Annotated in this window: 18 protein-coding genes and 1 pseudogene; 17 read left to right on the top strand and 2 right to left on the bottom strand. The window is 48.8% G+C overall.

Annotated features, from left to right (window positions below; all coding sequences use genetic code 11):
- Window positions 1–165 precede the first annotated feature (165 nt).
- Complete coding sequence (locus tag DFR60_RS00945; protein ID WP_110321202.1) at window positions 166–525, top strand: YccF domain-containing protein; 360 nt, start codon at window positions 166–168, stop codon at window positions 523–525.
- A gap of 2 nt (window positions 526–527) precedes the next feature.
- Window positions 528–1,352 (top strand): EcsC family protein, encoded by an 825-nt coding sequence (locus DFR60_RS00940; RefSeq protein WP_110321201.1) that lies wholly within the window; start codon window positions 528–530, stop codon window positions 1,350–1,352.
- Window positions 1,353–1,411: 59 nt separating this feature from the next.
- Here DFR60_RS00940 and DFR60_RS00935 read toward each other — a convergent pair whose 3' ends face one another.
- A complete protein-coding gene (locus DFR60_RS00935; RefSeq protein WP_110321200.1) occupies window positions 1,412–2,275 on the bottom strand; it encodes an AraC family transcriptional regulator in 864 nt (287 codons plus the stop codon).
- Between the two features lie 225 nt (window positions 2,276–2,500).
- Between DFR60_RS00935 and DFR60_RS00930 the strand changes: the two genes are divergently transcribed.
- The 13 genes and pseudogenes from DFR60_RS00930 to DFR60_RS00870 all read left to right on the top strand — a co-directional run bounded on the left by DFR60_RS00930 (window position 2,501) and on the right by DFR60_RS00870 (window position 16,348).
- Complete coding sequence (locus tag DFR60_RS00930) at window positions 2,501–3,868, top strand: ABC transporter substrate-binding protein (RefSeq protein ID WP_110321199.1); 1,368 nt, start codon at window positions 2,501–2,503, stop codon at window positions 3,866–3,868.
- Window positions 3,869–4,266: 398 nt separating this feature from the next.
- A complete protein-coding gene (locus tag DFR60_RS00925; RefSeq protein ID WP_055657284.1) occupies window positions 4,267–5,151 on the top strand; it encodes a carbohydrate ABC transporter permease in 885 nt (294 codons plus the stop codon).
- A gap of 17 nt (window positions 5,152–5,168) precedes the next feature.
- Complete coding sequence (locus DFR60_RS00920) at window positions 5,169–5,993, top strand: carbohydrate ABC transporter permease (protein ID WP_110321198.1); 825 nt, start codon at window positions 5,169–5,171, stop codon at window positions 5,991–5,993.
- Window positions 5,994–6,000: 7 nt separating this feature from the next.
- Complete coding sequence (locus tag DFR60_RS00915; RefSeq protein WP_110321197.1) at window positions 6,001–6,852, top strand: sugar phosphate isomerase/epimerase family protein; 852 nt, start codon at window positions 6,001–6,003, stop codon at window positions 6,850–6,852.
- Window positions 6,849–7,901, top strand: coding sequence for a zinc-dependent alcohol dehydrogenase (locus DFR60_RS00910; protein WP_110321196.1), 1,053 nt, complete (start codon window positions 6,849–6,851; stop codon window positions 7,899–7,901). The genes DFR60_RS00915 and DFR60_RS00910 overlap by 4 nt, the downstream gene beginning before the upstream one ends.
- 2 nt (window positions 7,902–7,903) lie before the next feature.
- The gene (locus tag DFR60_RS00905; protein WP_110321195.1) at window positions 7,904–9,289 is read left to right on the top strand and encodes a glycoside hydrolase family 57; all 1,386 of its coding nucleotides are present in this window, start codon (window positions 7,904–7,906) and stop codon (window positions 9,287–9,289) included.
- A 1-nt stretch (window position 9,290) separates the two neighbouring features.
- Window positions 9,291–10,277 carry a radical SAM protein gene (locus tag DFR60_RS00900; RefSeq protein ID WP_110321194.1) on the top strand — a complete coding sequence of 329 codons (987 nt, stop codon included), beginning with the start codon at window positions 9,291–9,293 and terminating at the stop codon, window positions 10,275–10,277.
- Window positions 10,278–10,766: 489 nt separating this feature from the next.
- The gene (locus DFR60_RS00895) at window positions 10,767–11,828 is read left to right on the top strand and encodes a Fic family protein (RefSeq protein WP_110321193.1); all 1,062 of its coding nucleotides are present in this window, start codon (window positions 10,767–10,769) and stop codon (window positions 11,826–11,828) included.
- Window positions 11,828–12,069: pseudogene (locus DFR60_RS00890) on the top strand (SAM-dependent DNA methyltransferase); the annotation flags it as partial. The gene DFR60_RS00895 and the pseudogene DFR60_RS00890, both read left to right, overlap by 1 nt.
- 685 nt (window positions 12,070–12,754) lie before the next feature.
- Window positions 12,755–13,042 (top strand): hypothetical protein, encoded by a 288-nt coding sequence (locus DFR60_RS30755; protein ID WP_243004950.1) that lies wholly within the window; start codon window positions 12,755–12,757, stop codon window positions 13,040–13,042.
- 37 nt (window positions 13,043–13,079) lie between these two features.
- Entirely contained in the window at window positions 13,080–13,346 is a 267-nt protein-coding gene (locus DFR60_RS30750) for a hypothetical protein (RefSeq protein WP_243004949.1), read from the top strand.
- Between the two features lie 115 nt (window positions 13,347–13,461).
- Window positions 13,462–13,596: a hypothetical protein gene (locus DFR60_RS31120; RefSeq protein WP_278321362.1), complete on the top strand. Its 135-nt coding sequence runs from the start codon at window positions 13,462–13,464 to the stop codon at window positions 13,594–13,596.
- A gap of 22 nt (window positions 13,597–13,618) precedes the next feature.
- On the top strand, window positions 13,619–16,348 hold the full coding sequence (locus tag DFR60_RS00870) for a translation factor GTPase family protein (protein ID WP_110321190.1): 2,730 nt from the start codon (window positions 13,619–13,621) through the stop codon (window positions 16,346–16,348).
- A gap of 53 nt (window positions 16,349–16,401) precedes the next feature.
- On the opposite strand, the gene DFR60_RS00865 is transcribed toward DFR60_RS00870, so the two are convergent.
- Window positions 16,402–18,258 carry an LTA synthase family protein gene (locus tag DFR60_RS00865; RefSeq protein ID WP_110321189.1) on the bottom strand — a complete coding sequence of 619 codons (1,857 nt, stop codon included), beginning with the start codon at window positions 18,256–18,258 and terminating at the stop codon, window positions 16,402–16,404.
- 201 nt (window positions 18,259–18,459) lie between these two features.
- Between DFR60_RS00865 and DFR60_RS00860 the strand changes: the two genes are divergently transcribed.
- Window positions 18,460–18,756: an ATP-dependent Clp protease adaptor ClpS gene (locus tag DFR60_RS00860; protein WP_110321188.1), complete on the top strand. Its 297-nt coding sequence runs from the start codon at window positions 18,460–18,462 to the stop codon at window positions 18,754–18,756.
- Between the two features lie 75 nt (window positions 18,757–18,831).
- Complete coding sequence (gene clpA / locus DFR60_RS00855) at window positions 18,832–21,060, top strand: ATP-dependent Clp protease ATP-binding subunit ClpA (protein ID WP_110321187.1); 2,229 nt, start codon at window positions 18,832–18,834, stop codon at window positions 21,058–21,060.
- Window positions 21,061–21,100: the final 40 nt, after the last annotated feature.

Genomic DNA, 21,100 nt, shown 5'->3' with positions numbered 1-21,100 from the left:
GCGCCAGGCCGACTGGCTGCTGCCGGAAGCGAAGGCGGAACTGCTACGAAAGCGAAGAGAATTCTTAGCGAACCCTTATTTTTTTCTAAAAGCTGTTGTCCAGGGATTGCACAGCGTGCGGCGGGATGGTACAGTGTAGTGGAATAAATAGAAATGAGGGATGATATGGGTTGTCTTGGTAATTTACTTTGGTTTATATTCGGCGGTTTCATCAGCGGACTGAGCTGGACGCTTACGGGCTGCCTCTGGTGTATTACGATTATCGGCATTCCGGTGGGGATGCAGTGCTTTAAATTTGCCGCGCTCAGCTTCTTTCCGTTTGGAAAAGAGGTCCGGTATGGCGACGGCGCGGGATCCTTTCTTTTAAATTTAATCTGGCTCATTGTGTCTGGGCTGCCCTTAGCGATCGAGTCGGCCCTGATCGGAGTGGTGCTGTGCATCACGGTGATTGGAATTCCTTTTGGACTTCAGCAGTTCAAACTGGCGAAGCTGGCTCTGATGCCGTTTGGAAGTGAGGTGTATTAAACATGGAGTTTCCGGGAAAGCGTCCGGGGAAAAAGAGTACAGCGCTGGAAAAGGAGTGGGCCGCGCTTAAGAAGAGCGAGGCGCGTTTCGTGGAACGGCAGAAGGAAAAGGGGCCGTCGATCATCAATCAGAAGCTGGACCGGGTAGTCCCGGAGAAGTTAAAGGGAACGCTGGATGCCGCGTTTTACAAGGCGTTTCAGCTGGTTTTCGAAAAAGGCGGAACGGTGATCAATAAGACGTACCGGAAGGAAGACGGGGAGTACAGGCAGAAACTGAACGCTTATGCCGCCGGTCTGAAGGAAAACAGGAAGAATTTGAAGGCATTTTCGAAGCAGGCGGGTGTGTCTAAGACGAAGAATCTGCTGATTTCCGGAGTGGAGGGAATCGGCACAGGGGTCTTCGGAATCGGGATACCGGATATCCCCCTGTTTACAGGCGTGATTCTGAAGAGCCTTTATGAGATTGCCGTCAGTTACGGGTACGCCTACGAGTCCGAGCGGGAGCAGGAGTTTTTGCTGGAGATTATCAAGACTGCTTTGGAACGGGGCGGGGAACTGGCTGAGGATAACGAGCGGATTAACCGCTGGATCGAAGGAACCGGCGGACTGGAAGAGAAGAAGGTTCTGATGCGCAAGACGGCGAACCGGCTCTCGGAGGAACTTCTGTATATGAAGTTTGTACAGGGACTGCCTGTTGTGGGTGTCGCGGGAGGTTTGTCGGACTGCGTTTATCTAAAGAAAATTACGGATTATGCGGAACTTAAGTATCGAAGAAGATTTCTGTGGGAGCGGATTGCTGCCGGAGAAGGAGCCTGGAGCAGGGGATGAACCTGCCAGGCTCCTTTTTTGTTGTCCTGATTACAGTTCAACCGGTCCCGCTGTTTTCCCTACTTTTGTCCATCCTCAATCATCTGGAAAGAAAGCTGCTGAATTCCGTCGATCTTCCGGAACTGCTGGGGCGTGAAGCCTAAGTATTTTTTGAAGCAGATGGAGAAGAGGGAGGTGTCGGTAAAACCGCAGGCGTAGCTGATCTCCTTTATGGACTGGTTTGTCGTGGACAGCATGACCGTGGCCATACGGATCCTGTACTGGGTTAAGTATTCTTTGGGGCATACACCGACTTCTTTCTTAAACAGGCGATAAAGATAAGTCCGGTCAACCCGGACCTGGTCGGCCAGCCACTGGATGGTGAGCTTCTCAAAATAGTTGCTCCGGATCACGCCTACAGTGCGGCGGACAATTTCATTTTTATATGCGTTCTGTGTGTTGATGACCGGTCTGGAGAGATGGTAAAAAATGTTGTACAGCCGGGAGAGAAGGTAGTAATCGTTTTCATCACCGGACTGCATGTGGCAGATGATGTCGTCGATGGATTCGATCAGTTCCGGAGAATCGGGATAGGTCGCCACGGGACTGTAGGCAAAGCCGCAGCTTTCCGTAATCTGTGCCGCATCGCTTCCAACGAATGCGACCCACGCATATTCCCAGGGATCCTCCTCGTCCGCATAGTAAAATGTTGTCTCTCCGGGCCGGATTAAAAACATGTCCCTCTGTTTTAATACGTATTTTTTCTCATCAGCAAAGAAGACACCCTTTCCTTTTATAATGAAATGAATCAGATAATGGGCCCTCTTGGCGGGACCAAAGGAGTGGCTGCCCATACACTGTTCCCGGCCGGCAAAACCAAAGGAAAGAGATGAAGATTCCCCGGAAATATTCTTTCGAAAGATTTCTATCATATTTCTCTGCATAAGTCCCTCCTGAAAGACAACATTTTTTATATAAAATACAACAAAACATATTGTTTTTGATGAATCTTTATTATATTATAATATTAACAAAAATAAGTTTCCAAATCAATAAAAAATAAACAGAGTGCACTATAAACCGCGGTTTCTTTGTTTTAAAAGGCTACAGATGAGGTTGAAACTATTCATGAACCATATTAAAAATGTTGATTACAGGAGGAGAAGGAAATGAAGAAAAAGACACTGGCACTCGTAATGACAGCAGCAATGGCATTTTCTGCCCTGACCGGATGCGGATCGACCGGATCAGCGCCTGCCACGAAGGAAGAGACGACTACGGCTGCGGAGAAAAAGGAGACAGAGGCTGTGACGCAGGCGGCATCAGAGAGTGAGAAGCCGGCGGAAAGGCCGGAGGTAAGAGTCCTCATTAAATGGTCGGAGAGCCAGATTTCCAACTGGCCCGTTCTTGTGGACGAGTACAACGCAGATGACAGCAATCCGGTAAAGATCAATCTGGAGTTTTACGGCTCAGAGGGCTATGACGACAAGGTGAAGGCGGAGCTGATGGGGGATAATCCACCGGAGATTGTACAGCTGATGAAGACGACCTTCAACGAATATTCCGCCAATGGACAGCTCATGGAACTGACCGGTTTCCTTGGAAAAGAGGGCTGGAATTACAACAAAGGCGCGCTTGCATGGGCAGGCCCGCTCAATAATCCGGAAAATGGCGTGTACGGAATCCCGGATTTTGCAAATACAAGCTGTATCTTCTATAACACGAAGCTGTTTGCGGAGCTGGGAATTGAAGAGCCTGCAAATCTTGAGGAACTTACAAATGCCGCGAAGACTTTAAATGACAATGGGTACAAAGCGATTGTGACCGGCGGCGGGAACTGGTGTGCACCAGATCTTCTGGCTAAGGTACAGGCTCAGCTTGTGGGTACGGACCTGCTGATCAAAGCCTATAATAACGAGGCGAAATACAACGATCCTTCCATGGTGGAAGCAATGACGATTGTCGATGAGATGGTTAAGAGCGGCGTAATCGATAAGTCCAGCGCCGACTATATTTCCGACGATGACGCGATTGCCGAGTTCGTTATGGGAAAGGCCGGCATGTACACGGCTCACACGGGCATGGCATCGGCTATCGATTCTTCGAAGGAAGACGATTTCGAGTACAATATCATTGAAAAGATGGATTTTGTTGAGAATCCAAAGACGAGTGTGTCGGTTACCTGGGGCAGCATGTGGTGTATTCCGGCAAATGTGAAGAATCAGGAGGCAGCCGAGGACGCACTGGCATTTTTATTTGGTGAAAAGGTTCAGAAGAGTGATGTAACAGAATTAGGAAAGATAGTCAATGTGGATGAATGGAACGCAGGTCTTACCCATCCGGCTCTCCTTACAGCGGCAGAGCAGTTAAAGGGCGCGGGAACCGCAGATTCCTTCTACCTTCTGGACATGGTGTCCTCCAAGGTACTGGATAATATGATCAAGGGCATCCAGGAGATGATTCAGGGAAATCAGACTCCGGCCGGTGTGCTGGATCATGTCCAGAAGATCTGGGAAGAGGAGCAGGCTCAGAAATAGCGTTTGTTTCAATCCACGTTCGGTAATTTCACAGAGTGCGGCCACACCTTATAGAGATGTGTAGTTTGACTTCATATCAGTGGGGGAATCTTCACTTTCCTAGTTAAATTGAGGGGCCGGATTAATACATCCGGCTCCTCTCTTAAAACCAGTACAATATATATTGCACTGGAAGGGTCGAGATAAGTGCCTTTGTAATCAGGTGTTTCTCTGCGATTACATAACGGTTTTCTTTCTTGCTTAACTTTAAATATGAGTATATTATACATAATAATAGAGTGAAATGCAAGCGGATGTTTGAGCAATTGAAAATTATTAAAAAGGAGAAGGAGCTCACAAAGGAGTCATGAGGGGCATAATCCCTCTCATGTCTAAAGCTGAGTCTTCAAGTACACTTTATGAAAGAGAGAAGGAACCGAAAATATTTTCTGATGTTTTCCCTTCCTGCGCTGGCCGTGTACACCGTGTTCTGGATATTTCCCGTATTTTTGGGATTCTATATCAGCTTTACCAACTGGAACGGCATCGTGAATCTGGCGGACGCGCAGTTTACGGGATTTAAGAATTATGTGAATCTGTTGTATGACAGCATCTTAAGAGTATCGGTTCTCAACAACATTAAATATGGAATCATCACCCTGATCGTCGTTCCGGTGGCCGCATTTGCCGTCGCCTATCTGGTTGAGAATTTCACGAGGAAAAAGTCCTTCTGGAGGACCGTAACATACCTGCCGGCTATGATACCGACGATTGTAACCGTGTTTCTCTGGAAGTGGATCTATAATCCGCAGTACGGTATTTTAAACGAGATATTAAAGGCGGTGGGACTGGGAGGGCTGGCCACAGGCTGGATTACCAATACGAAGACGGCCCTGTATGCGGTGACCTTTACCTCTCTCTGGAAGATGGTTCCGGTCTATTTCGTTCTGTTTCTTGCGGGTCTCCAGTCCGTGTCCATCGATCTGATCGAAGCCGCGGTGCTGGACGGAGCAGGCAGGTGGCAGGTGATCAGAAATGTCACCATCCCGTGTATGAAACGAATTATCACTATTGTCTATGTTTTAGTATTTATAGATATATTCAGAGTTTTTGATTTGATATACACAATGACAAAAGGAGGGCCGGGGTATTATACCACGGAGATGATTCTTACGTATTCGTATAAAACTGTATTTACGAATTCCAACGCCGGATACGGGATGGCAATCATCTCAGCACTGACCCTGTTTGTGATCATCTGTTCCTTTATCCAGATGAAAATACAGAACAGGACTGCGGATTGAGAAGGGAGACGGACAGCATGAAGACAGTAAAAAAGTTATTTTTAGGTTTCGTACTTGCGATGGTATTCAGCGTCACGATGATCCCGATTATCTGGGTCTTCTTTTCTTCCTTTAAATCTAAAAAGGAATTGATGACTAAGCCCTGGAGCCTTCCGGAAAAGTTCCTGTTTTCCAATTACACTGATGCGTGGCAGAAAGCGGATTTTGCCGTTCTCACGAAAAACAGCGTGACGATTACCGCTTTCTCTCTGTTATTGATGCTGGTTTTTGCGACGATGCTGGCTTTTGCCATTTCCCGGTATAAGGGAAATTTAAGCCAGGTGACCTTGATTTATCTTCTGGCAGGACAAACGATTTCGGCTGGAATGATCATATTTCCCATCGTCATTGTCTTAAGAAAGCTGGGATTCGGCAGCTCCCACGCGGGACTGATTTTGACCTATGCGGCGGGCGGCCTGCCCTTCGCAGTCTTTGTCCTTCAGGGATTTTTTGCGGGAATCCCGTATGAACTTTACGAGGCGGGGGAGATAGACGGAGCGGGGGAATTTAAGATTTTCGCCAACATTGCCATTCCTCTGGCGAAACCGGCTCTGGCCACCGTGCTTCTCTATCAGTTTATGTGGGTGTGGAACGAGTTTGTGCTGGCATTTACCATTGTGAGCAGGCCGGAGAAGAGGACAATTATCGCAGGGCTCTACTCGGTGGTAAACGGATATTTAAATACGGATTATGTGACGGCGTTTGCCGGAGCCATGATCGTGTGTATTCCAATCATTATTATTTATCTGATTTTCCAGAAATATTTGATTCAGGGACTGATCGCGGGAGCGGTGAAAGGATGAGTGAGGCATGAAGGAGATTAGAATCGGAGCGGCTGCGTGGGGCTTTCGGGAGCTTACACTGCAGCAGCAGCTTGACTTGGCAAGGCGCCTGGGGCTCGTTTCCCTGGAACTGGGAATCGCCAATTCGCCTGCGGATGTGCAGACAGACGCAGATGTACGTCTTCTCGAGCAGGTAAAGAAGGAGTATGAAGCATTTGGGATTTCTCTGGATACCGCGGCGACGGGCAATGACTTTACGCTTGAAGACGGGAACGCGGCAGCGGAGGATATCGGGAAGCTTAAGAGGGTAATCGATATCTGTTCCTTTTTAGGAGTGGAAACGCTGCGGATATTTGCCGGTTTTACGCCTTACAGGGAAGTGGATGAGACGCGCTTTTCACGTATGATAGATGCGTTAAACACGGTAGCCCGGTATGGAAAGGAGCATGGAGTGGTGACAGCCATGGAGACCCATGGGGGAGTGATGGCGTATCCGGATGGGGTGGTTCATTTCCATTCGGCAGCCACGGAGACCGGGTGTTTAAAGAGAATTCTCAGGGAAACGGATGACAGCTTGAAATTCGTCTTCGATCCGGCCAATCTCTATGCCATTGCAGGATGCGACGTGGAAGAGACGGCGGAGCTTGTCGGCAGCCGCATCGCCTATGCCCATATCAAGGATTTTGTGAAGCTGCCGGGCGGTCACTTAAAACCTGGAGCCATCGGAGATGAGAAGAGAGACTGGAAGCGCACCATAGAAACGGTCCTGAAATGGACGGATACCCTGATGATCGAATATGAGGAACCACAGGACATAGAAGAAGGGACCAGGCGCAGCAAACAGTACCTGGAGACTATTTTGAAGGAGGTCTGGCTATGAGTACTATTTACGATTATAAGAAGACAAGGGCCGTCGTAATTGAGAGACCATATGAGGTCCGCTTAAGGGAAATTACTCTGACGGAGCCAAAAAAGGATGCCTATATCGCGCGGACGTATTACAGCAGTATTTCCAGCGGAACGGATATGAAGACCTATAAGGGACTTCAGCATCCGGAACAGTGCTACTATCCGCTGGTGCCTGGTTATGAAACCGCCGGTGAGGTAGTTGCGGCAGGGGAAGAGAGCGATGGAAGCCTGAAACCGGGAGACCGGGTTATGATTAACGAATGCCGGAAATACGGTGATGTCTGTGCCGCATGGGGCGGCGGCTCCGAATACACGGTAAAGGATTCCGATACCACGAATGACACGTTTGACTATATGGTTAAGATTCCAGAAAACCTCTCCTATATTGACGGTGTGCTGGCTTATCTTCCATGTGTGGCCCTAAAGGGAATCCGGATGCTGAATCTGGAGGGCAGACAGACAATCGTGGTGAGCGGCGCAGGCATGGTGGGAATCAGCGCCATGCAGATTTTAAAGATCGTAAATCCGAGTTTGAGAGTCATTGCCATTGAGCCGAATAAATTCAGGCGTGACATTGCGAAGAAGTATGTGGATATTGTGACCGATCCGTTTGAAGCGGAACTGGTAATCAGGAAGGCCACCGGAGGCGCCATGGCGGATCAGATCATCGAGTGCTCCGGCAATGCGGAGGTGCCAGGTATTCTCCATAAATATTTGAAGGACGGCGGCTGGGGAACCGACGATGCGCCGGGCCATATTCACTGGCAGGGGGATTATCCGGAGAAAATCATCATGGACAGCTATCACCGCTGGTTTACAAAGAACTGCACAATTTCCATGTCCTGTGCGCTGGCGCCCGGCTGTAAGGAGCAGATTCTTACCTGGATCAGCGAGGGGAAATTCGATACGAACGGCCTTCCGGTGGAGATCTGGCCGGTATCGAAGTGTGCGGAGGCATTTGAATACAAGATGGCGAAGGGCGAGGATGTATTTAAAATAATCTTTGATTGGAGCAAATAATTATGAGGCCTAAAGTTATTTTTCTTCCACATGCGAACATCCAGTATTCCCAGCTGAAAATGGAACGGCGGGAATGGGTCGTGAAAAACTGCTATGAAAAGCTGTTTGACCTGGTTCGGGACAATCAGTATAAAATAGGATTTGAGGCCAGCGGCAAGACGCTGGATGAAATAGAGAGGCTGGCTCCCGAGGTCATGAAAAAGCTGAAGGCGCTGATTCTGGACGGTCAGGTGGAGCCGGTGGCATCCCCGTATACACATCTGATGATGGGAAATGTGCCGCGTGAGGTGGCAGTGCATACCTTGCTAAGGAGCCTGGACACATGGGAGCGTTATACGGGAATCCGCCCGAAGGTTGGATGGAATCCGGAATGCAGCTGGAACGCACAGATTCCGGGCATCTATAGGGAGGTGGGAATCGAGACACTCATTATGGACGCCGATTCCTTCTTCCTCTCATTTCCCGAGATAAGAAAGGCCACCGGACTGTGCTATGACGTGCAGGGGCACAGCAATAAAAACCAGCTGTTTCTTATCGAGGAATATATAAAGGATAAGCCGGAGTATTTAAAGTATCTGACGAATCCCTCTATCTGTGATAACGGGCTGAAGCTGATCTTCCGTTCCGATTGTATGGCAAATCTGCTGCTCTGGTATCTGATGGGGGCGACGGAGGGCGTGAGAAACGAGGCGGTCCGCTATGAGGAGATTCAGTCCATGTTCTGCCGCTGGAACGCACGTGCACAGGAGACAGGCTCCTTTATCATGCCGTATGCCGAGGATGCGGAATACATAGGAAGTTCGGCATACTTCTATGTCAAACAGTTTAATCAGGCCAGGTTCTTTGAGGAAGAAGGCGACAGCTTGAAACGGTTTAAGGAAATCATGGACCTGTCCATAGAAAGCGGATTTGTTCCGGCGACACCTTCGGAGGTGGTGGAATCCGCAGAGCTTCTGGAGAACCTGTCCATTTTGAAAATTGAAAATGGGGCTGCGTGGCACGGGGGAACGGCAAAGGCATGGCTGAATACGGATCAGGCGCTGCAGCTGGATCCGGTCTGCCGCATGATTCTGGAGGGGATCGAGGGGATCGCCGCCTATAGGCAGATCGACTGGCATGAGAATGAAGCGCTGGCTGCGGCCTTTCGGGCGGTTACCGAAGGGTGGGTGTCGGATGCGAGATGGCCGCCTGCTCCGACTTCTCCCGGCAGATTTAATGTGAGAGAGGCGCTGGAGGCATTGTACCGGGCAAATGACCGGGTGGCGGGGGCTATGGAGGAACTGGGAATCGCCGGGCTCCGTTCCCTGTATTCACCCGATATTATGAGCTCCCAGCTTGGTTTGATCGAGGAGAGGCTGATGGAGATGCGATATTTTGAGGAAGAGTGAGATGGAACGACGACTGGAGATGATTCATTTACAGCTGACCAGGCAGTGTAATTTAAACTGCTGGTTTTGCGGACAGAGGAAAAACAGCGCGCTGCGTGACGGCAAGGAGAGCATGGCCCTGAAAACGGAAGAGTGGCTTGGGATCGTAAATGAGCTGGATGCGGCCGCCGGAAAGAAGCCATCGGTCATGCTCTGGGGCGGGGAACCGCTCATGAGCCCATGCTTTGATGAGATCGCCTCCACACTTCATGAACGGGGGTACCGGGTCGGAATCGTTACAAACGGGACTCTGCTGGACCGGCATGCGGAGACTGTTCCGGACTGCCTGGACAAGATTTACGTGTCTGTTGACGGACCGGAGCAGCTCCATGACAGTATCCGCGGAGCGGGAACATTCCGGAAGATCCGGGAGAATCTGCTTGCGGTAAAGAGGGCGGCGCCTTTGCTGCCGGTGGTCTGTATGGCCGTTTTGACAGAGGAGCTGAAAGGGCAGCTGAAGGAGTTTTTTGCTGAATTGTCGGATTTTCCCGTGGATGAGGTGCTGCTTCAGGATATGATCGTTTTAAACGGCCGGGAGATTGGAGAATATAAAGCCGTGATGGAACGGGAATTTTCCATCGAAGCGGAGGCGGTTGAATCGTGGAGGCAGAGTGGTGAGGGGAATTCGGAGATGGAGAAGGCCGGATTTCGCCTGGATGAGCCCGGGACGCATGCTTTTAAGGTCCGGTATCTGCCGCATGTTCGTTCCGGAGAAATCGTGAGACCCTGTCTTTCCCCATGGCGTCATCTCCATATTATGTGGAACGGGGAGACATCGTTTTGTACTGATTTTACCGACTTTTCCGTGGGGAATGTGCGGGAACAGCCGCTTGAGGCACTGTTTCGGGGAGAACAAGCCGAAAAGTTCCGGAATCTGGTGGAAAATGGGAGAAATCCGGCGTGCAGACACTGCTCCTGGGGGGATAAGGAGTGTTTTTATGAGCTGTAAAGTATTGGGGGGTAAAATGACCGCTTTCATGTAATCAGATATTCATTTGAAAAGATATACTATTTTGCGTAATGAGGAGAGGGTGTCGCCCGGTGATTTTTAATTGCTGGGGTGACACCCTCTTTTGATTATACGAGATTTGTTAAGTCTTTTTGAGAAGAATATTTAACTGGAGCGGTAGATGCAGCGTTAAAGTTTGCCAGCGTTATATGCCTGCTTTTGCATCTCTTTTACAGGAACAACTGTATAATCAGTAATTATTTCAAATGACCATATTAAAAAAGCTGAATTTTTCAAAATAGTGTTAGATCAGTTTCGCACAGACCAAAAGATCCTGTCCTTTGCGTTTTATCTAATATTGCAATTTGAAATTCAATTTAGTCATTTTGGCTAAAAAGACTAAATTATTATTGATTATGACATAAATCAATGATATAATTAGGTCAAGAAAATGGAAAACTTCACTAATACTAAATTTGAGGTAGATAGATGAGAAACTATGATTATCAGGAAAAGTGGAAAAAACTACTTACACCGCAAGTGGTAGTATATTTAACTACAATTCATGAATATAAAGGTGAGCAGCGATTGATTGTAAGCAGACATGCAGATATACTGAATAACTTAGTAAATGTTGCAAAAATTCAAAGTACAGAGAGCTCTAATAAAATAGAAGGTATCTATACGTCAGACGATCGGTTAAAAAAAATTGTTTTAGATAAGACAATGCCCAGGAGCAGGAATGAAAGGGAGATTGCCGGTTATAGAGATGTTTTAAATATCATTCATGAGAATAATGAGCATATACCTGTTCGAAGTACATTTATTTTACAGCTTCACAGGGATTTGTATAAATTTGAGAATACAGGAATCGGCGGCGCTTTTAAGAGTGCAGATAACCTGATTGAAGAGGAGGAGGCGGAAGGAAACAAGTTTATTCGGTTTAGCCCGGTACCGGCATGGGAGACGCCTGAAGCAATCGATAGACTTTGTGAGGCATATCATTACGCTGTAAACAATACCGAAGCTGACCCGCTGCTGCTTATTCCGATGTTTGTTCTCGACTTTTTGTGCATTCACCCATTTCGGGATGGAAACGGAAGAATGAGCCGCTTACTGACATTGCTTTTACTTTACAAGTCAGAATATATTGTTGGAAAATATATCAGTGTTGAAAAGCTGATTGAAGCAACAAAGGAGTCTTATTATGATGCACTGCAGGAAAGTTCACAAAAATGGCATGAGGAAGAGAATGATTATCTGCCTTTTGTGACTTATCTGTTAGGGATACTTGCGGCTGCATACAGAGAATTTTTTGACAGAACAAGACTGATTGAGGAAAAGAAAATAGCAAAACCAAGTCGTGTCGCGGAAGAAATAAAAAATCATATTGGTACAATTACAAAATCAGAAATCATGGAAAGAGTACCGGGAGTTAGTCAGACAACGATTCAGCGTACACTTGCAGAATTGATAAAACAAAGAAAAATTATTAAAATAGGAAATGGACGATATACCAAATATACTTGGAACTGGGAGGAAGAACAGTAGTGATTACAGGCGAATTAAAAAACAAAATGACAGTTTATGGGAGATATTCTGGACAGGAGGTCTAACCAATCCTTTGGATGTCATTGAACAGATGACTTATATGATGTTTATTCATGATTTGGATGACACAGATAATATTCATGCGAAGGAAAGTGCAATGCTTGGATTGCCGTATCAAAGTATTTTTGCTGGTGAAGTACAGGTTGGAGACAGGATGATTGATGGAAGGCAATTAAAATGGTAGGTATTCCATTTAAGGCTATATCGAAGAATGCACTTGGCGAAATACAGATTAAGAAAATTTCAATAGAAGAGCAGAGGGTGTGTATTCATATAATAGATAAAGTTGTAAAAATTATTGCAATTAGAAAGCAACAGTTACAAGAACTGGACACCCTCATCAGAGCCCGATTTGTCGAGATGTTTGGGGATCCGGAAACGAACCCTATGGGATGGTCCGTTTGCGAGTTGTCGGAACATATTGAATTTCTCACATCAGCATATGACATGCATCAGGTTGAACAAAACTGTAGTGTGCCCTTTATATGTTGCATATTACATGGAGAGTGAAGCCGGAAAAAAGCAGTTTCAGTCTAAAAACCAAAGTGCTGTAAAAGCGGGGCTGAATTTCAACTTCATCAACACATTGAAATTGATGGTGCCCCCATTACAACTCCAAAACCTGTTCGCCGCATTCGTTGCCCAAACCGACAAATCAAAAGTTATGATACAGAAGACTTTAGACGAAACCCAAATATTGTTTGATTCGTTATTTCAAAAATATTTTGGATAATTTAACATGATAAAGATGTGATCTACACAAGGTAAGGTTTCATGTATATGAAGAAAGAACGAAATGAGTGGGTTGAAAATACTTGCAGGATCATGCAGATAAAACAGAAAGCCATATATACTTGGAAGATTGTATGGCAGCAGAAAATATAAAAAGTTACGATAAAGAAAGGAAGAAATACATGCAGCTATATCAGTTCGAAAGGATCTATTCACAGATGGAAAAAGAATTTGGTAAGATTCAAAAAGGAGAAGAGGACGCTTATTCTATGCTTCTGTTGCCGTTGGAAGGAAATGTGTTGAAAATACATCGAAAATTCCCGTTATCAAACAGCAGACGATTGAGAGAAGCCATTGCACTGGTACTGTTTGAGATAAAAGGGAATTGTACTGGAGAAGTGATAGATACTGAGAAATTTTAGAAATGAAGACAATGAAAAACTGGAACATGCGCTTCTCATGGCGTTTGATCCAAATACGAATGTAGAAGTAAAGGAACTTCTTAAGCGGCAAAACAGGACAGATGAATTAACACCGGATATTATTAAGAATTATTATAAACTTCCCGTTATGTGTCTGTTAAGGATTAAAGATTCAATAGACACATGGGAAAAGCGATCTGGAGCAGATGGATATTTTGATTTTATAGAAAGTTACATGGGGAGCCAGATTAAAGGTACAAAAATGGACTTTACTATCATGAGTTCTGGATTAAGTGAAATGTAATAATTTTTAAGTTTTGCGGAACACAAAGATAGCAACCCCGGAAATCAGGAACCGCTAAAAACGAATTGAAAACGCAATTTGCCATTAAGTGGATGTATTCGGTGGACAAGTTTTAATGAAAGATTTGTCTGTACTGCAGGAATCTCCTTTTACGGATAAAGGCAGTGTGGCAGAGATATTTACAGATCTGAATCTCTGGCTGGGGATTCGGAATGTAATTGAGCAGATTAATGCAAATGCGGTAGCATAGGTGATAGGAAAGGCCATTTTTTATGAATGACAGATCAGAGGATAAACAAAAAAAACATATCAATGTCGGTATTTTGGCCCACGTAGACGCGGGAAAGACGACATTGTCGGAGGCGATGCTCTATATGGGCGGAAGCATCCGGAAAATGGGACGGGTGGACCGGGGGGACGCGTTTCTCGATACGTATGAACTGGAGAAGAAGCGGGGGATTACGATCTTCTCGAAACAGGCCATTTTGAAGTGGAAGGATATGGAGATGACGCTTCTCGACACTCCGGGGCACGTGGATTTTTCGGCGGAGATGGAACGGACCCTGCAGGTGCTGGATTACGCCATTCTGGTGATCAGCGGAACGGACGGAGTGCAGGAGCATACGAGGACGCTGTGGCGTCTTCTTGCCAGATATCGGGTTCCCACATTTCTCTTTATCAATAAGATGGACCTGGCAGGGCTGGGTAAAGGGGCTATCCTGGATGACTTAAGAAAAGTCTTAAAGGAAACCTTTGTGGACTTCGGAGAGGCCGGAACGGATCATTTTTATGAGCAGATTGCCATGACCAGTGAGGAGAAGCTGGATGAATATCTGGAGACCGGCCGTGTGGAGGCGGCCGGGATACGGGAGCAGATTATAAACAGGCGCCTGTTTCCATGTTTTTTCGGTTCTGCGCTTAAGTTTACGGGCGTGGAGGAATTCATGAAGGGACTTGAGGAGTACACGGAAACGCCTGAATATCCACAGGAATTCGGAGCGAAGATTTTCAAGATATCGAGAGATGCTCAGGGAAACCGCATGAGCCATATGAAGATCACGGGCGGCAGCTTATTGACGAGGGAGATCATCGACGAGGAGAAGGTAAACCAGATCCGCCTCTATTCCGGGGAGAAATTCGAGACAGTGCGGGAGGCGCCGGCCGGTACCGTCTGCGCCGTGCTGGGGCTTGCCAAAACGGTTCCGGGACAGGGGCTGGGGATCGAAGCGGCCTCGGCCATGCCGCTCTTAGAGCCGGTGATGACGTACCGGATCGGGCTGCCGGAGGGCGTCGATGCGGCGGCCGTACTTCCAAAATTCCGGGAGCTGGAGGAGGAAGATCCGGAGCTGCATCTGACATGGGAGGAGAGTAAGAAGGAGATCCATGTCCAGATTATGGGCGAGATTCAGATGGAGATTTTAAAAAGCGTAATCGAGGAACGTTTCGGTCTCTGTGTGGAATTCGGAGACCGGAGCATCGTCTACCGGGAGACGATCACGAACACGGTGGAGGGCGTGGGGCATTTTGAACCGCTCCGTCATTATGCGGAGGTCCATCTTCTTTTGGAACCCGGGGAGCTAGGGAGCGGTATGCAGTTTGCTTCCGCCTGCAGCGAGGATATTCTGGGAAGAAACTGGCAGCGGCTGGTTCTGACCCATCTGGCGGAGAAGGAGCACAAGGGTGTGCTGACGGGTTCTTCGGTCACGGATATGAAGATCACGCTGATGTCGGGGCGGGCCCATTTAAAGCATACGGAGGGCGGCGATTTCCGCCAGGCTGTCTACCGGGCAGTCCGCCAGGGACTGATGCAGGCGGAATCCATGCTGCTGGAACCATTTTACGATTTCCGCCTTGAACTTCCGGACCGTTACGTGGGACGGGCGATGAGCGATGTGGAACGCATGGCAGGGAAAGTGATGCCTCCTGTCATGGAGGGAGACCGGGCGGTTCTCACCGGAAGCGCCCCGGCGGCCTGCATGGGGGGATATCAGAAAGAGGTAACCGCCTATACGGGCGGCGCGGGACAGTTGTCATTTACATTTTCCGGCTACGGGCCGTGCCACAATACGGAGGAAGTGGTGGCCGCAATCGGCTATGATCCGGACGGAGACATGGCGAACCCGGCCGGGTCCGTATTCTGTGCCCACGGGGCGGGATTCTTAGTGGAATGGAACCAGGTCCCGGAGTATATGCATCTGGAAAGTTGTCTGGAACCGCAGAAAGACATGGGGGCGGATGGACTAGCCGGGCTAGCCGGAGCTGCCGCCAGAAAAGGTCAGGCGGCGAACGGCCGGAACGATGAGCCGGAGAGTGACAGGGAATGGATCGGCACGGAGGAAGTGGATGCCATTCTGGAACGCACCTTTTACGCCAACCGTCGGGGAAATTCCTCCGGGGCTAAGTCCGGATGGAAAAACCGGGAGAAATCTTTCCGCATTCCTGTAACCAGCGTTCCTGCGGTGAGGACCTATAAAAAGGAGGCCCCCAGGGAAGAGTATCTTCTGGTTGACGGGTATAACATCATTTTCGCATGGGATGAATTGAAGGAGCTGGCGGAGCAAACCATTGACGGTGCCAGAGGAAAACTCCTGGATATTCTCTGCAATTACCAGGGCATGAAGAAATGCCGGCTGATTGCCGTGTTCGACGCCTACCGGGTACAGGGCCATGTGACTGAGTGCCTGGACTACCACAACATCCAGGTGGTCTTTACAAAGGAGGCGGAGACGGCGGACCAGTATATTGAGAAGTTCGCTCATGAAAACGGAAGAAAATACGATGTGACAGTAGCTACTTCGGACCATCTGGAACAGATTATCATACACGGCCAGGGCTGCCGGCTGATATCGGCCAGGGAGCTGAAGGAAGAGATCCGCCGTTTGAGCGAGACGGTTCATCAGGAGTATCAGGAGAGAAAGACAGGGGAAAAGCATAAAAATTATCTGCTGGATTCGGTGTCCGAGGAGATGATGAAACAGATAAAGGAACTTCCGGAAGAATGACGGAAGTTCCTTTATCTGATGCGTGCTCTTTGCATTTGCGGCAGTTTCCTGCACTACTGACCTGTAGTATACATGTCCTTATATTTTTTCGGATCAAAGCTATGATTATAAACTAGATATTCATAATCCCTGATGGTTTCCCAGTACGGAAAACTATCAGCGCCGGTCTCCTCCCAGGCGTAGTAGGTTCCCGAGGCATCATAGCAGCCCAGCGGATGAATCACGGGCAGTGTTTCCTCCATGGAAAGCAGAAAACGCTGGTACGGCGTCATATCCAGGCCGGCCTGATCCAGCAGCTCGGAAGCGAGATAGATGGCGCTCATCTTCCCTTTCTCTTCCGATCCGGATTCATAGTTTGTCCAGATAAGAAACGGCGTCTCATACCACATTAAGTGGTCTCCGGCGGGAACATCGGCGCTGGGCATGCCTGCGATCTCATCGAAAAATTCGTCCTCCACGCTGGGCTGGTGGTCGCCGAACATCACGATCATGGTGGGCTCGTTGCTGGCCTCAAAGTATCGGATCAGGTATTCCAGGGCCTCATCGGAACGCTTCATCAGTGATAAATACTGGTCGGTCTTCGGATACTTATCCTTTAAGGAGCCGGTCAGCCACACCTCCTGCGGAAAGTTGTCATAGATTCCCTCATAGCCGCCGTGGTTCTGCATGGTCACATTGAACAGAAAAAGGCGGTCGGCAGGATTCTCCTTATTCTCCACCTGTTTGATCAGGTTCTCGTAATCGGACTGGTCGCTCACGTAATTTCTCAGAAAATCCCGTTCCTCATAGCGGGTTTCATCAATGAAATCGTCGAATCCCATATTCTTGTAACACGTATCCCGGTTCCAGTTTTCACCCGGATAAGGATGCATGGCGACGGTCCGGTAGCCCTGGTCCTTTAAGGTGCTGACAAGGCTGTAGGTTCCGGGTTTTATGTAGAACTGGTAGGCACTGCAGTTAGAAGGCAGGAAAACGATGGAATCACCCGTCAGAAATTCGAATTCCGAATTGCACGTCATGGAGCCGAAGACGGGAACACACAGGCTTCCGCTTATGGTGTTCTCTTTCAGGCTGTACAGGAATGGGAAATACGCCTGATTCGTCTGAAAGGAACCGCCTGTGCGTAAGTCGGACAGGCTCTCATTCATGATGCAGATAATATTGACCGGGGTGGTGATATCTTCACTCAGTGCCACCTCCTCGGCAGAGGCCAGGAGGACATCTTCCGCCTTGTAATCGTTATAGATCCGTTTTATCTGTGATGTGCCGTATCCGGCGGGCTTCTGCTTCACTGCATAGCGGAAGGACACTGCTGTGGAGAGGACGTAACCGTATTCCTTATAGGTCTCGTTGACCTCCCACATGTTGATTCCCAGGCCCCAGGAAGGCATGAGAAATGTAAAAAACCATACGCCGTAGGCGGCGATGACAGCGGCCGCCGTGCCTGCGAAGGCAAGCCTGTATTTGCGGCCGGAGATCCGTCTTGGAAATGCAATTGCGGCTATATTGATGACGAGGAGAATCACCCCGGCGGCTTTCATGGCCTTCGTTATGGTAAATACGTAGTTCTGGGAAACCGTCATGGCTGTTCCAAAGGCCAGGATGTCCCAAAACATGATGGGGCGGCTCCGGAAAGACACCACGAAGGCCTCGGCCAGGGAGAGGATGAACAGGAGAATGGACACGACGGGGATGGCGATTCTGGTCCGTCCGCTCGCCGCAAACACCAGGAGATAGAGGATATAAATCCAGCCGATGTTCAGGGCGGCCATATAGGAAGGGATCGTCGCCAGATTGCCGGTTACATACTCAAATAAAAAATAGGATATACATGGAACCGTCATAAGAAATATGGTAAAAAGTATGCGGGCCGCTTTGCGGGCCAGTGGCAGTATATTTTCTTTTGTCATTGGTAAGCCTCACTGTTAATAGGAATGAGGTTATCGTACCACAAAGATTTTTTGGGTTCAAGAGATAAAACGAAAAATAAAAAATGAAGCAGAAACAGAGCTGATCAGGAGATTCCCAGCCTTCCGTTACCGCTTGCATTTCCATGCATGATGGATTAAAATGGAGTTTAAATGATCCGGATCAGGAGGTAATGATACAGTATGCCGGCAAATACAGGATTGTCAGAAAAAACAGAAATCAGGCTCAAACAGCCGAAACAGTATAAAGTGGTCATGTACAACGATGATTTTACGCCCATGGATGTGGTGGTGGAGATTCTCATCGACGTGTTCCGCAAGAATTATGAGGAAGCGGTAGCCATCATGATGACGGTCCATAAGGGACAGAAAGCTGTGGTGGGGATTTATTCCTACGATATTGCAAAGACGAAGGCGGCCAGGGCGGTGAAGATTGCCCGGGAGCAGGGATATCCGTTCCGGGTGGAAGTGGAGTCATAGTACGACGCTGTGCAGATTACGGTGAAGACAGGATGTGGATAAAGGCTGCCGATTATGACTGGAGGAAGAAGAAATTTGAAGATAGCAAAAGAAGTGGAAGAGCTGCTGAATGACGCAGTTTTAAATGCGGGGAAGAGGGGAAACGAGTATGTGACCCCGGAGCACGTGTGGTTTGTGCTCGCAGACCGGCCCGCCTTCCAGGCTGCGTTTAAAAGCTGCGGAGGCGACGTGAAAAAGTTAAAGTCACGGCTGGAGGAGTACCTGGAGCAGATGGACACTGTGGAGAAGGAGGAAGGCGGTATCGAGGTCAGCTACGGCTTGAGCCAGACCATAGAGGAGGCGGCAAGGAAGGCGATTTCCTCAGACCGCGATACGATTGAGTTGCCGCATCTGCTGTACAGCATGATGGAGCTGGAGGAGAGCTACGGCGCGTATTTTGTTCAGATGCAGGGCGTGGAGTGCGTGGATATCCTGGTGGAACTGGGCACCGATGGTTCTGGGAGAAAAATGGGGGCTGGAGCAGGCGGAACCTCTGATATGGATAATGAGGAAGATGCGGAAGAGGAGCGGGAGAGCATCCTGCTTCAATACGCCGTCTGCATCAATGATGAGGTGAAAAACAGCTGCCCTTTAATAGGAAGGGAGGCGGAGCTGGAACGCACCATGCAGGTATTGTGCCGGCGTCAGAAGAATAATCCGCTCCATGTGGGGGAACCCGGTGTGGGAAAGACGGCCATCACGTATGGGCTGGCGGCCAGAATCAATGAGGGCCGCGTGCCAGAGAAGCTGAAAAATGCCAGAATCTACGGGATTGATTTGGGATCCATGCTGGCGGGCACCCAGTTTCGGGGCGATTTTGAGAAGCGGCTCAAGGCGGTGATGGAAGAGCTGAAGGAGGAAGAAAATCCCATTCTCTATATCGATGAGATTCATAATCTGGTAGGGGCCGGCGCGGTAAACGGCGGATCCATGGACGCCTCCAATCTGCTGAAGCCGTATTTAACAGATGGAAAGCTTAAATTTATCGGGGCCACCACCTATGAGGAATATAAGAAGTATTTTTCCAAGGATAAGAGCCTGGTAAGGCGTTTTCAGAATATCGATATCAAGGAACCGACGGTGGAAGAGACGGTGGAGATCTTAAATGGCCTAAAGCCGTACTATGAAAAATTCCACCATGTCCGCTACCAGAAGGGGACTATGGAGCACGCGGCCAGTCTCTCGGAACAGTATATCAACGAGCGGTATCTGCCTGACAAGGCTATTGACTTAATTGACGAGGCGGGGGCCTATCTGGAGCTGCATCCGAAAAACAAGAAGATCCAGGTGGTGGATAAGAAGCTGGTGGAAGAGGTGCTGGCGAAGATATGCAGGATTCCAAAGCAGACGGTGGAGACGGAGGAACGGCAGAAACTGGCACGCCTGGAGCGGGAGCTGAAGGGCAGAGTCTTCGGTCAGGAGGCGGCGGTGGATCAGCTGACCAATGCCATCAAGCTGTCGAAGGCGGGCCTGAGCGAGGAGAATAAACCGGTGGGGAGTCTCTTGTTCGTCGGGCCGACCGGAGTGGGAAAGACAGAGCTTGCAAAGTCGGTGGCTGAGGTGTTAGGAATCCGCCTTGTGCGGTTTGATATGAGCGAGTACGCAGAAAAACATACGGTGGCGAAGCTGATCGGCTCGCCGGCGGGCTACGTGGGATATGAGGAAGGCGGCCTTCTGACGGAAGCAATCAGGAAGAACCCGCACTGTGTTCTCCTGCTCGATGAGATCGAGAAAGCGCATTCGGACATCTATAACATTCTGCTTCAAATTATGGATTATGCAACGCTGACCGACAACCAGGGCAGGAAGGCGGATTTTCGCAGCGTTATTTTAATCATGACCTCCAACGCGGGGGCGGAAAAGGCCGACCGCGCCTCCATCGGATTCGGGGGACGGCAGCTCAATGAGGAAGGAATCACCGATGAGGTGAAGCGCGTGTTCCGGCCGGAGTTCAGAAACCGCCTCGACCGGATCATTATTTTCCGTCCGCTGGATGCGGCCATGGCGGACCGGATTGTGGGAAAAGAATTCGGTAATCTGGCCCGGAAGGCGGCGGAGAAAAACGTGGAGCTGACCCTGTCAAGAGCGTGCCGGAAATACCTGGCGGCGAAAGGCGTGAGCCGCGAATACGGAGCCAGGGAGATTAAGCGGATCATCGGTCAGGAAATCAAGCCGCTCCTGGTAGACGAGATGCTGTTCGGACGGCTAAAGAAGGGCGGAAGCTGTGAGATTGATTATGATGGGAAAAGAGTGATACTGCTTTAACAAAACAAGCGTGAATTCCCCCACCTCTACATGAAGTCAA

The organism is Hungatella effluvii, from assembly GCF_003201875.1.
In the GTDB taxonomy this organism is placed as follows: Bacteria; Bacillota; Clostridia; order Lachnospirales; family Lachnospiraceae; genus Hungatella; species Hungatella effluvii.
Note: the sequence above shows the minus strand (reverse complement) of the source record. Positions and strands in the feature narration are given on the sequence as shown.